This is a genomic window from Bacteroides galacturonicus, assembly GCF_003096855.1.
Classification (GTDB): Bacteria; Bacillota; Clostridia; order Lachnospirales; family Lachnospiraceae; genus Lachnospira; species Lachnospira rogosae.
The window spans coordinates 76475-90021 of record NZ_QEOA01000002.1 but is presented as its reverse complement, the minus strand read 5'-3'; the positions used below and the strand labels follow the sequence as shown (position 1 = coordinate 90021).

12 protein-coding genes and 1 tRNA gene are annotated in these 13547 nt (G+C 36.3%); 1 reads left to right on the top strand and 12 read right to left on the bottom strand.

Features of this window, described 5'->3' with window-relative positions:
* Positions 1-8: 8 nt before the first annotated feature.
* From C7390_RS00435 to spo0A, 4 genes are all read right to left on the bottom strand, one after another.
* Positions 9-91 (bottom strand) — tRNA-Leu (locus tag C7390_RS00435).
* Positions 92-256: 165 nt separating this feature from the next.
* Positions 257-1696: a glycogen synthase GlgA gene (gene glgA / locus C7390_RS00430; RefSeq protein WP_022503188.1), complete on the bottom strand. Its 1440-nt coding sequence runs from the start codon at positions 1694-1696 to the stop codon at positions 257-259.
* 91 nt (positions 1697-1787) lie between these two features.
* Positions 1788-2870: a C40 family peptidase gene (locus C7390_RS00425; RefSeq protein WP_055174840.1), complete on the bottom strand. Its 1083-nt coding sequence runs from the start codon at positions 2868-2870 to the stop codon at positions 1788-1790.
* Between the two features lie 137 nt (positions 2871-3007).
* Positions 3008-3796, bottom strand: a complete 789-nt coding sequence (gene spo0A, locus C7390_RS00420; RefSeq protein ID WP_055174841.1) for a sporulation transcription factor Spo0A — start codon at positions 3794-3796, stop codon at positions 3008-3010.
* A 272-nt stretch (positions 3797-4068) separates the two neighbouring features.
* On the opposite strand from spo0A, the gene spoIVB reads away from it, so the two are divergent.
* Positions 4069-5337 (top strand): SpoIVB peptidase, encoded by a 1269-nt coding sequence (gene spoIVB, locus C7390_RS00415; RefSeq protein WP_055174844.1) that lies wholly within the window; start codon positions 4069-4071, stop codon positions 5335-5337.
* Between the two features lie 92 nt (positions 5338-5429).
* Here the strand turns inward: spoIVB and recN are convergent, their stop codons facing one another.
* From recN to xseA, 8 genes are read right to left on the bottom strand one after another with little or no spacing between them, the layout of a single operon-like run.
* On the bottom strand, positions 5430-7112 hold the full coding sequence (gene recN, locus C7390_RS00410) for a DNA repair protein RecN (RefSeq protein WP_116443390.1): 1683 nt from the start codon (positions 7110-7112) through the stop codon (positions 5430-5432).
* Positions 7113-7143: 31 nt separating this feature from the next.
* Positions 7144-7596: an arginine repressor gene (gene argR, locus C7390_RS00405; protein WP_022503183.1), complete on the bottom strand. Its 453-nt coding sequence runs from the start codon at positions 7594-7596 to the stop codon at positions 7144-7146.
* A 19-nt stretch (positions 7597-7615) separates the two neighbouring features.
* Positions 7616-8467: an NAD(+)/NADH kinase gene (locus C7390_RS00400; RefSeq protein WP_022503182.1), complete on the bottom strand. Its 852-nt coding sequence runs from the start codon at positions 8465-8467 to the stop codon at positions 7616-7618.
* Between the two features lie 46 nt (positions 8468-8513).
* Entirely contained in the window at positions 8514-9320 is an 807-nt protein-coding gene (locus C7390_RS00395; RefSeq protein ID WP_022503181.1) for a TlyA family RNA methyltransferase, read from the bottom strand.
* Positions 9310-11196, bottom strand: coding sequence for a 1-deoxy-D-xylulose-5-phosphate synthase (gene dxs, locus C7390_RS00390; RefSeq protein WP_022503180.1), 1887 nt, complete (start codon positions 11194-11196; stop codon positions 9310-9312). The genes C7390_RS00395 and dxs overlap by 11 nt, the downstream gene beginning before the upstream one ends.
* Positions 11197-11216: 20 nt before the next feature.
* The gene (locus C7390_RS00385; protein ID WP_022503179.1) at positions 11217-12125 is read right to left on the bottom strand and encodes a polyprenyl synthetase family protein; all 909 of its coding nucleotides are present in this window, start codon (positions 12123-12125) and stop codon (positions 11217-11219) included.
* On the bottom strand, positions 12118-12327 hold the full coding sequence (gene xseB / locus C7390_RS00380) for an exodeoxyribonuclease VII small subunit (protein WP_022503178.1): 210 nt from the start codon (positions 12325-12327) through the stop codon (positions 12118-12120). The genes C7390_RS00385 and xseB overlap by 8 nt, the downstream gene beginning before the upstream one ends.
* Before the next feature lie 13 nt (positions 12328-12340).
* On the bottom strand, positions 12341-13537 hold the full coding sequence (xseA, locus tag C7390_RS00375) for an exodeoxyribonuclease VII large subunit (RefSeq protein ID WP_022503177.1): 1197 nt from the start codon (positions 13535-13537) through the stop codon (positions 12341-12343).
* Positions 13538-13547 lie beyond the last annotated feature (10 nt).

The window sequence follows — 13547 nt, the reverse complement described above, 5'->3', positions numbered from 1 at the left end:
TCTATTAATGCGGAAGATGGGACTTGAACCCACACGATGTCACCACCGGCAGATTTTGAGTCTGCTGCGTCTGCCATTCCGCCACTTCCGCATAACAATAAAATAATACCATAACATAATTAAAAAGGCAAGTAGAAAGTTTCTTTTACTGTTAAAAAAATGCCAGACCAACATACATCAGTCTGGCAGGTAAATAACAATATTCAATTACATAACACACAGCACTATATTTTATAATTCTTGCGCTCATTACATTCTAGAATAAAGAATTATATAATTCCTCATACTTCTTAGCTGAACTCTTCCAAGAGAAATCTGCTTTCATTCCTCTGTCAACTATCTTGTTCCACTCTCTCTTGTGGTTATAGTATACGCTCTTAGCATAATTAATAATCCCAAGCATTTCGTGGGCATTGTAATTAGCAAATGAGAAGCCTGTTCCTGTACTCTCATATTCATTATATGGCTCAACTGTATCCTTAAGACCACCTGTCTCTCTAACTATAGGCACTGTACCATATCTTAAAGACATAAGCTGGCTGAGTCCACAAGGCTCAAACAATGAAGGCATAAGGAATGCATCACAAGCTGCATATATCTTGTGTGACATCTCCTCTGAATAGTAAATATTAGCAGATACTCTGTCATTATATTTCCAGTCAAAATGTCTGAACATATTCTCATATTTCTCTTCACCAGTTCCAAGAACTACAAGCTGTACATCTTCTGCACATAACTCGTCCATAACATAAGCAATTAAATCGAGACCCTTCTGGTCTGTAAGTCTTGATACTATACCTATCATAAACTTGCTCTTATCCTGTGCAAGTCCCAGTTCTTTCTGGAGAGCAACTTTATTCTTCCACTTTTCTTTACGGAAAGTAATCTGATTATAGTTAGCCGCAAGAGATTTATCTGTCATAGGATTATATACTTCGTAATCTATGCCATTAACAATACCACTAAGAACATTAGCTCTTGCATTCATAAGACCATCAAGATTCTCACCATAGAAAGGTGTCTTAATCTCCTCTGCATATGTCTCGCTAACAGTAGTTACCCTGTCAGCGTATACTATGCCACCCTTAAGATAATTAGCATCTTTATATGCTTCAAGCTTATCTGATGTAAAATAGCTGTCATCTAATCCGGTAATATCCTTTACCTTCTTAAGATCCCATATACCCTGGAACTTAAGGTTATGTATAGTCATTATTGACTTTACACCATTGTAGAAATCCCCAAGTGCAAAACGCTCGTGTAAATATACCGGAATAAGTCCTGTCTGCCAGTCATTGCAATGTATTATGTCTGGCTTAAAACCAATAACAGGTATTGCTGACAAAGCAGCTTTGCTAAAGAATGCAAATTTCTCAATATCTTCGTGTATCCAGCTATAAGGCTTTGGTCCTCCAAAATAGAATTCATTATCAATAAAATAGAATGTAACTCCATCATACTCCATTTCAAATACGCCAACGTACTGTGTACGCCAAGCTAAATCAATATAGAAATGAGTCTTGTATACCATCTTCTCTCTGTACTCCCAAGGAATACATGTATACTTTGGAATCATAACACGAACATCAAATTCATCCTTATTAAAATACTTAGGAAGCGAACCAACAACGTCAGCTAAACCTCCTGTTTTAATGAAAGGTACTGCTTCTGATGCAATAAATAAAACATTCTTCATATAATCCCCTTTCTATACATCTATGTAACTAAATGTATAAATATAATCAATGTAATAACTATATTAAAACATATTTTTCAAAATATATCAATTACCAGTATCTTCTTACACCAATTATCTGCATTCCGATATTAACTGAAGAAACCTTTACATAATCACCAGGTACAGAAGCATGTATCATCTGTCCTCCGCCGATGTAGATACCAACGTGTCCCGGGTAACATATTACATCACCTGGCTGTGCGGCACTTATGCCACCTGATACAGCAACGCCTCCATATGCCTGTGAACTTGATGAACGGGCAACACCAGATATACCTGCCTGTGCAAGTACATATGATACAAGACCTGAACAGTCAAATCCACTTGGTGAAGCTCCACCACTTCTATAAGGAACACCAACATATCTGTAAGCTATTGAAACAATGTTAGATGCAACTGATGAATCATTATTAGCTGATGTAGGTATTGATGTAACTTTTGTCTTAGTTGTTGTCTGACCGCTTGTTGCAGCTGCTCTTGCTGCTTCTGCCTGTCTTTTCTGTTCTAATGCCTTAGCAGCTTTTTCATTAGCTTCTGCTAATAATTCGTCAAAGTTGCTGATATCACTCTGTGCAGCATCAATTGCTGTATAAAGTGTAGCCTGCTTGTTAGTAAGCTCCTTCTGCTTGTCATTAAGAGCTGCCTGCTTAGTCTCTAAATCACTTTTATATTCAGCGATAGATGCTGCTGTTGCAGCCATCTCTTCAAGCTTGTTACGATCATAGTCATATACCTGCTGCATATAACTTGCCTTATTAATAACATCACTCATATCAGATGCTGTAAGGAATACATCTGAAATTGATGTTGACTGGTCTTCATACATATATTTAATTCTTAATTTAGTATCATCAAACTGTTTCTGCTGTAACTGTTGTGCAGCTTCAAGATCAGCGTTAGTCTGGTCAATCTCATCTGAGAGATCTGCCATATCCTGTTCTAAAGAACTCATCTCTGTAAGAAGATAGGCAGCCTGCTGCTGCAGCTGATCAAGTTCATTCTGTTTATCCTGCTTCTGCTGTGTAAGTGTACTGATTTCGTCAGCAAATGCTGTTGAACCTATAATTGTTGTTCCCGCAATAGTTGTTGCCAATGCTGCTGCAGCAAACGTTTTGAATACTCTTTTACGCATATATAAAACTCCTAAATATTACAATTTTGTTAAAACATTTTTACAAATACGTTAATATTATAATATACAAAGTTCAATATAGCAAGAAAAAACCGCAAAAAAGCTGATAAACTGTCAGTATAATTCCTAAAAAACCATCAAACTGCTGTCTGATGAAGCCTTATATTATCTGATATAAGTGCTATGAATTCTGAATTAGTCGGCTTGCCTTTGCCATTACTGATTGTATATCCGAACAAATCGTTAAGAATATCCGGATTACCTCTGTTCCATGCAACTTCAATAGCGTGTCTTATAGCTCTTTCAACACGGCTTGGTGTTGTGTCAAACTTTTTGGCTATAGTTGGATAAAGGACTTTGGTAATACTATTTATTATATCCGGATCATTAACCGCAAGTGTTATAGACTCTCTCAGATACTGATAACCCTTTATATGTGCTGGAACACCAATCTCGTGTATCATTCCTGTAATCTCATTCTCAAGGATATGTTTGTTATGAGGAATACTGTCGTTAACCGATTTTTTTATATTGACAGGCTTTATATTAATAATTCCTCCAATATATTTAATGCGGTCAATCAGCATATTATTATCAAATGGTTTCATAACATAATATGTAGCTCCCATATTGAAAGCATCCTCTGTCACTGCTTCCCTTCCAACTGCACTAATAACAATAAATGCAGGATTAACACAATCATTATCCTCCCTTATCCTCTGCATAACAGTTAGTCCGTCAATCTGCGGCATAATAATATCAAGAAGTACAATATCAGGCTGTGTCTTTTTAATGACATCAACTGTATCCTCGCCATTCGTTGCTGTACCTACAACATCTAACTGCGGCTCTCCATTAATAACCTCTTTGATTACTTCTACCATTCTCTTGTTATCATCCGCAATTACAATTTTCAATGGATTCATAAGCAATTCTTCCCCTCGTCATATAATAATATATAAATATGCTATCCGCCAAAAGAACCTATCTTTCAGCACCGCATAATGAATATATTTATTATTATATATTTAAAAATGTAATTTTACAACGAAAACACATCGCAACTATCGACATAATTCGACAAATAAAATTAAATCATATAAATATATTGGCATTATAAACCTTTTTATTTAGCTTCATTATTGCAGATAATAATATCATCAGATAAATTTCAAATAAATTTTAAAGGAGGAAAACTATGCTTATTAATAAAAATACATTTTCTAATAAATTATTAAATAAGTATATTTACTGGTCAGGAATAATAACACTTTTATTTATTCTTATTACATCTTATGTAAACTATGTTAATAAGCATTTTCCTGAACAGATATATATAACTGAGCAAAGCGATACAAGTATCAACCTGTCACTCCCCGTTACCGGAAGCGTTCACAACACGCAGAATGGTACTAATAACAGTCTTGCAAATGCTGATTTCAGCCGAGAGGTTACTTTTATAACCGGCAGTCCTGGAAGTTACCACATCGACCTTCATCTGTTCGGCTTCTTATTTTTAAAGACAGTAAATGTCAATGTAGTTGATGAAAAATACGTCTATCCCTGTGGCTTTCAGGCTGGCTTATATCTGAAAAGCAGCGGAATACTTGTAGTAAAGACCGATTCCATCGAGAGCAAATCAAGTGGTACAATAACCCCCTGCGAAAATATTATTACCAAAGGCGATTACATTTTAAGAATCAATGATGAAGAAATCAATTCCAAGAAGCAGTTATCTTGCAAGGTAAATGAATGTGCTGGCGAGAAGCTTAATATAGAATTACTGCGTAATGATGAAATAATAAATGTAACTGTAACCCCTGTTGAGGATAAAAACAGTGAATATAAGCTAGGTCTGTGGGTAAAAGATGATGCACAGGGTATAGGAACAATAACTTATATTGATACAGATTATAACTACGCTGCACTTGGTCACCCGATAACTGATAATACCACCGGCAAAGCCCTTAATATTAAATATGGCAGATTATATAACACAAGAATTCTATCAATAATAAAAGGACAGAATGGCACTCCTGGAGAATTGCAGGGAATTATAGACTACAAGAACAGTACCCCGATAGGAACAATTGACAAGAACAGCTCTTACGGAATATATGGAACAATCGACAACTCTATTGTAAAGAAGCATTCTCTTTCACTTATGAGTGTCGGTTACAGATACAGTGTCCACAAGGGTAAAGCATATGTAAGATTTTACAGGAATAATAAATATGATGACTACGAAATTAAAATTACACAGCTTAACAATAACGATTCCAAAAATATCAGTTTTGTTGTTACCTCTGAAGAACTTCTTGATATGACTAATGGAATTGTACAAGGTATGTCTGGCTGTCCTATTATTCAGGACGGAAAGATAATAGGTGCTGTAACACACGTTCTTATTGATGACTCAAGAAGCGGATATGGCATATATATAGAAAATATGCTTAATGCTTCATAAAATTAACAGCTGGTATATACATACCAGCCGTTAATTTTTCAGAGTGCTTTTACTGTTCCAGATATAATTATTATAATAACTATATCTAAAAATCACAACTCTGATTTCACTTTATCAGCCATAATCTTTAATTCTTTGGCATTCTCAAGCACAGAGTCTGTAAGTGTCTCACCGGATAACATTCTGGCAATTTCATTAAGACTATCATCTCCTGCGACCCTCTGGATATTACTGTAGGTCTTATTATCGTGTACACTCTTTTCTATTATGTAATGGGCATCTGCCATAGCCGCAATCTGTGGCAGATGTGTTATACATATTATCTGATGCGATAACGAAAGCCTTGCAAGCTGATTAGATACCTTTGAAGCCGTCTTACCACTTATACCTGCATCAATCTCATCAAATATAAGTGTCTTATCTGCATCTTCTGACATAACTGTCTTTATGGCAAGCATAATTCTTGAAAGTTCACCACCCGAAGCAATCTTTGATAATGGCTTTAAATTCTCACCAGGGTTCGTTGATATCATAAATCTTACATTATCACAGCCCTTTGAAGATAAAGATGGTTCTTTAGCAAAATCTATTCTGAACTTTACATCTAAAAAGTTAAGATTCTTTAAAGAAGCTATGAATTGCTCTGCAAGCTTTACTGCTGCCTGCTGTCTTATGGAACTTAGCTTTTGGGCTATATCCCACGCCTTACAGCATGCTTCTTCATACTCTTTTTTCCTTCTGCTTATAAGCTCATCAAAATTGTAATAATCTGCAAGCTTCGCATTAACAGCCTTTAAGGTATCATTAATAGCCTCTATTGAACTTCCATATTTGTTCTTAAGATTATTAATAAGATCAAGTCTTTCCTGTAGTTCGCTAAACTCTCTTGGATCATATTCAGAGTTCTCTATATATGAACTGATACTGTGTCCGGCATCACGAATAAGTCCTTCAGCATCAGACAAAGTATCACAGCACTCTTTCAATACATCATCATATTCACTTGCTGCTATAAGTGACTTTAATGCAGTTCCTATCATATCACTTATATTATCATTACCTGAATTCAAAAGCATATCTGCATACGAAAGCTCATTAGTAATCTTCTGGTAATTATTAAGCTTATGATATCTTGCTTCAAGCTCCTCATCTTCATCTGGCTGTATATCGGCCGTCTGTATCTCATTAGCTTCATACTCAAGAAATGCTATCTCTTTTTGAAGTTCATCTTTATCCTTATCAATAAGTTCTAACGCTTTCTTTGCTTTAACCATATCTTTATATGCCTCTTCCATAGCCTCTCTTAATTCAGCTATTTCATCAGCACAGAATGTATCTACAACCGTCAGATGATTAGCATCATCCATAAGTATCTGGTTATCGTGCTGTCCATGAACATCTATAAGATAGCGTGCAAGCTTCTGTGTCTGTGCCGCCGTAAAATTCTGTCCATTAACCTTTATCTGCGAACGTGTTGGTGTTATCTTTCTTGAAATAAGCAGTTCACCATTCTCAATATCTATAACTCCAAGCTCTTTTATGCGTTCAACTACATTATCATCTTCAATATTAAAAAGCAGTTCTGAAAGTCCATATTCTGCACCTGTTCTTATAAAATCAGGCGATGTCTTGGCACCTAGTGCCGCATTAATAGAACCCAATATAATAGACTTACCTGCACCTGTCTCTCCTGACAGAATATTAAGCCCCTCTTCAAAATCAATATTTTCTTCTTCTATAAGTGCAAGATTCTTAACATGTAAATTAGATAACATATTCCTCCTCTGATACTATATCTTTATAATACTATGCCTTTATAAGTTTCTTAAGTTTATTAGAAACATTTACAGTATCCTTAACAGTCCTTACAGCACACATAATAGTGTCATCACCTGCAATAGAACCAACTATCTCATCAAGCTTAAGTGCATCCAGTGCCGCACACACCGCCATTGCCATACCCGGAACAGTCCTTATAACAAGAATATTCTGTGCCATATCCATAGAAAGATAGCCTTCCTTTAGCACTCTTATATATTTGTCATTAGGTACAGGACTGCTATGTGAAAGAGTTGTATACTTCTGATTAACCCCGTCAATTGTGACCTTGGTAAGATTAAGTGCTCTTATATCCCTTGAAACAGTCGCCTGAGTCACATTATATCCTGCTTTATTAAGTGCATCAGCAAGCTCTTCCTGAGTTCCTATATTATTATCAGCTATAAGTTCTAATATTTTTTTATGTCTGTCTGATTTCACTTTTCTTCTCCTATTCCGGCTACATTTTATTCCTTATCCTTTCAAGGAAAGAAATTCTGCTTGTCTTTATAAGCCGTGCTGTCTTATCAGAACGGGTAATAACAACTCTGTCCCCTGTTATGACATTACAATAGCTTTCTCCATCATATGTAGCTACTCTTTCTTCTGATAATTTCTTATTATCATTCATCTGTATTACAATCTCATCATTCTGTTCAAATATTATACTTCTCTGAGTAAGTGTATGTGCACATATTGGTGTAATCATTATAAGATGTGCATTCGGCTGGACAATTGGTCCGCCTGCCGATAAAGAATAAGCTGTAGAACCTGTCGGCGTAGATACTATAACTCCGTCTGCCGCGAACGAATTAAGATATTCTCCATTGACATATATATCAAAATCTATAACCCTTAATATTCCCCTTCTGCTAAGAACTACATCATTAAGTGCTACATCTTCATATATAAGCTCGTCATCACGGTATATCTTTCCATCAAGCATCATCCTTGTATCTATCTCATAACAGTCATTAATAAGGCTTTCAAGGGTATCATACACTGTGTTCATATCTGTATCAGTAAGATACCCCAGCGTTCCTATGTTAACACCAAGAAGAGGTATATTCTTAGAATTAAGGTCTCTTGCCGCCTGTATAAGCGTACCATCCCCACCAAGAACAATTATGCATTCTGTATCATCTGGCACAATATCAGCATTCGTATAACAATAATCAGTATGTTCTACATCTGCCGAGTCAGGATTATATATACAGCTTACATTGTGCTTGTTAAGATAATCCAGAATACTGTTTGTATATACAAGGTCTGGATCTTTAGTTGTATTCGTGACTATGTAAAAAGATTTCATTAACGCCTCTATACTTTAAATTAATATTAATATCTATATGAATATATTACAATGTTTCGTGGGCTTTGTCTACTATATTTTGTATTGTGAAAGGAATATTATCATAGGTTCCTTCTATATGTTTCTGTAAATGAAGAAGATATTCGATATTTCCTTCCGGACCCTTAACTGGCGAGAATTCAAGGTTAAGTATCTCAAATCCAATTGAAATTGCATAATTAATAACCATTTCTATAACTTCGATGTGTACCGCCTTATCCCTTACAACACCGTGTTTACCAACCTTTTCTCTTCCAGCTTCAAACTGTGGCTTTATAAGACATACTATCTGCCCGTCATCTGTAAGAAGATTTTTCACTGGAAGCAGCACCTTTGTAAGCGATATAAATGATACGTCAATGCTTGAAAAATCTATCTTATCCGCAATATCTTCCGGTGTTACATATCGTATATTAGTCTTTTCCATACATACAACACGCTCATCATTACGAAGCTTCCAAGCAAGCTGTCCGTGTCCTACATCAACAGAATATACTTTAACAGCACCATTCTGAAGCATACAATCTGTAAAACCACCTGTTGATGAACCAACATCCATACATATTTTCCCTTCAATCGTTACATCAAAATTCTCCATAGCTTTTTCAAGCTTTAACCCGCCACGGCTTACATACTTAAGTGTATTGCCTCTTACCTCAATATTAACAGTCTCATTAAATGATGACCCAGCTTTATCTTCCTTCTGTCCGTCAACATATACATTTCCAGACATAATTATAGCCTTTGCCTTTTCCCTGGAATCAGCAAGCCCCCTGTTCACTAACAGAACATCTAATCTTTCTTTACTGCTCATTATTATTATCTCCAATATTATTATAAACTGCTGTTATACGTTTAACAATTGTATCTTCATCTATTCCTGTCTCACGCCGTAATATATCAACACTTCCGTGTTCTATATAATCATCAGGAAGTGATATGTCAAGCACATAGTTATGAAGTTCTTTATCATTGATATATTGACAGACTGCACGCCCAAATCCGCCCGATGATACATTCTCTTCAAGTGTTACTATAAGCTTATGTGTTGTGCTTATTTTATCAATCATTGCACTGTCTATAGGCTTTACAAAACGTGCATTTACAAGTGTCACGTTATAGCCCTGCTCTTTAAGTCTTTCCCTTACATTAAATGCTGTATCAACCATACTTCCAAGTGCAAGAATTGCTATATCACTTTCTTCATACATAAGCTCAGCCTTGCCGTATTCAACCGGTGCATTAAATTCGCGAAATCTGACAACTGCCTCGCCTCTTGGATATCTTATAGCTATCGGCCCATTAAATTCTTCCAGAGCGAACTCAAGTGATGACTTTAATTCATAATCATTCTTTGGTGCCATAATAGTCATATTAGGTATTGATGACAGGAATGATATATCAAATATCCCCTGATGTGTCTCTCCATCACTTCCAACAAGTCCTGCCCTGTCTATTGCAAACACAACGTGAAGCTGTTGTATACACACATCATGTAATATCTGGTCATAAGCTCTCTGTAAAAATGAAGAATAAACCGCAAACACTGGTTTTAATCCGCCTGCTGACAATCCTGCCGCAAATGTTACAGCGTGAGCCTCAGCAATTCCGACATCAAAAAATCTATCCGGAAACCACTTTGAGAACTTAGCAAGCCCAACTCCGTCTGGCATAGCCGCTGTAATAGCACATACAGACCTGTCTTTCTTGGCTATTTCACATATAGAATTAGAGAACACCTGCGAATATGTTGGCCGGTCAGATTTATTAATCTCCATACCTGTCGCCACATCAAATGGTCCAATACCATGAAACTTGCTTGGATTGCGCTCTGCCGGCTTGTAACCACGTCCTTTCTGCGTAACAACGTGGACAAGCACAGGTCCATTTATTCTTTTTGCAACTGTAAGTATCTTGATAAGCTTATCCATATCGTGTCCGTCAACTGGTCCAAGGTAATATATACCCATACTTTCAAACATCGAATCGTGAAGAATCACCTGCTTTAGATTCGACTTTGTCTTCTGGATAAGCTTTACAACCTTGTCCCCTTTAGGAAGCTTATATAATACATTGCCTATATTCTCTTTTAAATCATAGTAAGAGTCTGACGAACGTATTTCACTAAGCATATTGGATACGCCGCCGACATTTTTAGAAATTGACATTGTATTATCATTAAGTATAATCACAAAATTACCCTTAATACCTGAAGCATTATTTAAAGCTTCATATGCCATACCACCTGTAAGTGCACCATCACCTATAACAGAAACTACACTGTAATCTTCGTGCTGTACATCTCTTGCCATAGCAATTCCAAGTCCTGCTGATATTGATGTCGAGCTGTGACCTGTATCAAAAGCATCGTAATCACTTTCATTTCTCTTAGGAAAGCCGCTCATACCGCCGAATTTTCTTAATTCATCAAATTGATTTTTCCTTCCTGTAAGTATCTTATGCGTATATGACTGATGTCCTACGTCCCATATAAGCTTGTCCTTTGGAAGATTAAATACAATATGAAGTGCCATAGTAAGCTCCACAACGCCAAGATTAGAAGCCAGATGTCCGCCTGTGACACTTATCTTATCAATAAGAAACTGGCGTATCTCATCAGCAAGCTGGTTGTATTCTATTGGTGATAATTTCTTAATATCGTTAGGTTTATTGATTTTCTCAAGTATCATAATTAACCTCTTTCACACGATTACCTATCCCTATGTATAAGCATTGTGATTAAATCCTCCAGATACTCGTTATGTCCAATAGTTTTGAGTGTTTCCAATGCTTTTACAGACATATCAGCAGTATCTTTTTCTGCTTTTTCCATTCCATAAAGTGTAACATATGTTGTTTTATTATTTCTCTCATCACTTAACACAGGCTTTCCAAGTACTTCCTGTGTGCTTGTAACATCAAGAATATCGTCCTTAATCTGAAATGCGAAGCCTATATTATAACCTGTTTCCTCAAGAAGCTTAGTGACATTTTCATCACAACCTGCAATAATTCCACCAGCCATAAATGCTGCTTCTATAAGAGCACCCGTCTTTAATCTGAAAATGTAATCAAGCTGTTCTTCATTCATCGGCTTATCTGTAAGCATTACATCAAGCGATTGTCCTCCGACCATACCATCAACACCAGCCTTATTAGCTATCACATCTGCGGCAGCAGAATATCTTAATACAGCCTGTGCATCACCTGTCTTTGCTGCTTTATGTATAGCTGAAAGCATTGTTTCATACGCAAGATTCAAAAGTCCGTCACCCGCTAATATTCCAAAATCTTCACCAAATTTCTTATGTGTTGTAAGCTTTCCTCTTCTATAGTCATCATTATCCATAGCAGGAAGATCATCATGCACCAAAGAATAAGTGTGTATCATCTCAAGAGCCGCCATAAATGGATACAATTCTTCCTCGTTAGTACCATTACACAACTTGTAAGTTTCAAGCATAATCATTGGTCTTATTCTCTTGCCGCCAGCTTCCACGCTGTAATCCATCGCAGATTTAATATATTCTGCGTGTCCCTTAGCTTCTGGCAGGTACTTTTCTATTATATTATCTATACAGGAGGTCTCTTTGCTTAACTGTTCTTTGAAATTATTCATTATTATCCACCACCCCATTATCATCAATTATAACAATCTGTTTTTCAACCTTATCAAGCATAGTATTACATTTATTGAGTAATTCCATACCTTCTTTATATTTTTTAAAAGACTCATCTAATGTAAGCTCGCCCTGTTCCATTTCATTAAGAACTGCCTCAAGCTTATTAAATGTATCTTCAAGATTAGAAGCCTTTGCCATTAATTATACCTCATTAAACATTATCAATATTTATGACCTTAGCTGTCACAGTACCATCTTTTAAATAAAGCGTTAACAAATCATCTACTGATACATCGTTAACCGACTGTACTCTCTGTTTATTATTCTCTACATAGCTGTAGCCCTTGTCAAACTTCTTTAAAGGACTTACATTATCAAGTCTGTACGCAGCTAATGACAGCTTCTGCCTGTAGCGTTCCACTGCTTGTGTCATCTGGTTATTTAATATATCCTCTATATGAATAAGACGTTGTCTTCTTTCATATATCTGGTTAATAGGATTGTATATCTGCAAAGAAAGCTTGTCCTTCTCTGCCCTGTTCTTATATCTGGCAAATACATTATCCAGAGCATTTCTTAAACGTCTCTTGTATGCCTGCATATAATCATCAACCTGTACCATATCAAATACTGCACACTCTGCAGCGGCAGATGGTGTTGGAACTCTTAAATCTGCCACAAAGTCTGTGATTGTAAAATCTGTTTCGTGCCCAACCGCTGATATAACCGGTGTATTACAGCTAAATACTGCCTCTATAACCTCTGGTTCATTAAATGCCCACAAGTCTTCAAGTGAACCTCCTCCACGTCCAACAATAATGCAATCCACCCCGAACTTATCAAGCACAGCTATTCCCTTGGCAATACTGTACTTGGCATATTCGCCCTGAACTAATGCAGGATACAGATACAGACTTACATACGGATTGCGCCTGTGTGATATATTCATTATATCGTGTATAGCAGCCCCTGTTGAAGCTGTTACAATTCCTATCTTTCTTGCAAAACGTGGTATCGGGCGCTTATATGATGAATCAAAATATCCCATATCATCATACTGCTGTTTTAATTGTTCAAACTTCTTATATAAATCCCCCATACCACTTTCGGTAATATTAACGGCATACAACTGATACCTGCCATCACGTTCATATATATCAATTCTGCCATCTACTACAACAGACATTCCATTTTCAAGCTTTATATCAAGCTTTGATGCATAAGAGGCAAACATAACAACTGCAATCGTTCCACCCGAATCTTTTAAAGTAAAATAAATATGACCGGATGTATGATACTTGCAATTAGATATTTCCCCTTTTATCTGAATACGATTAAGTACAAAATCCTGTCTAAACATATTCTTAATATAGGAATTAATCTGTGTTACAGTATATACTCCAGCCATCGTTCCTCTT

Coding starts and splice junctions, on each gene's coding strand:
- glgA (WP_022503188.1), bottom strand. CDS start 1,696: ATGAAGAATGTTTTATTTATTGCATCAGAAGCAGTACCTTTCATTAAA.
- C7390_RS00425 (WP_055174840.1), bottom strand. CDS start 2,870: ATGCGTAAAAGAGTATTCAAAACGTTTGCTGCAGCAGCATTGGCAACA.
- spo0A (WP_055174841.1), bottom strand. CDS start 3,796: ATGAATCCATTGAAAATTGTAATTGCGGATGATAACAAGAGAATGGTA.
- spoIVB (WP_055174844.1), top strand. CDS start 4,069: ATGCTTATTAATAAAAATACATTTTCTAATAAATTATTAAATAAGTAT.
- recN (WP_116443390.1), bottom strand. CDS start 7,112: ATGTTATCTAATTTACATGTTAAGAATCTTGCACTTATAGAAGAAGAA.
- C7390_RS00400 (WP_022503182.1), bottom strand. CDS start 8,467: ATGAAATCTTTTTACATAGTCACGAATACAACTAAAGATCCAGACCTT.
- C7390_RS00395 (WP_022503181.1), bottom strand. CDS start 9,320: ATGAGCAGTAAAGAAAGATTAGATGTTCTGTTAGTGAACAGGGGGCTT.
- dxs (WP_022503180.1), bottom strand. CDS start 11,196: ATGATACTTGAGAAAATCAATAAACCTAACGATATTAAGAAATTATCA.
- C7390_RS00385 (WP_022503179.1), bottom strand. CDS start 12,125: ATGAATAATTTCAAAGAACAGTTAAGCAAAGAGACCTCCTGTATAGAT.
- xseB (WP_022503178.1), bottom strand. CDS start 12,327: ATGGCAAAGGCTTCTAATCTTGAAGATACATTTAATAAGCTTGAGGCA.
- xseA (WP_022503177.1), bottom strand. CDS start 13,537: ATGGCTGGAGTATATACTGTAACACAGATTAATTCCTATATTAAGAAT.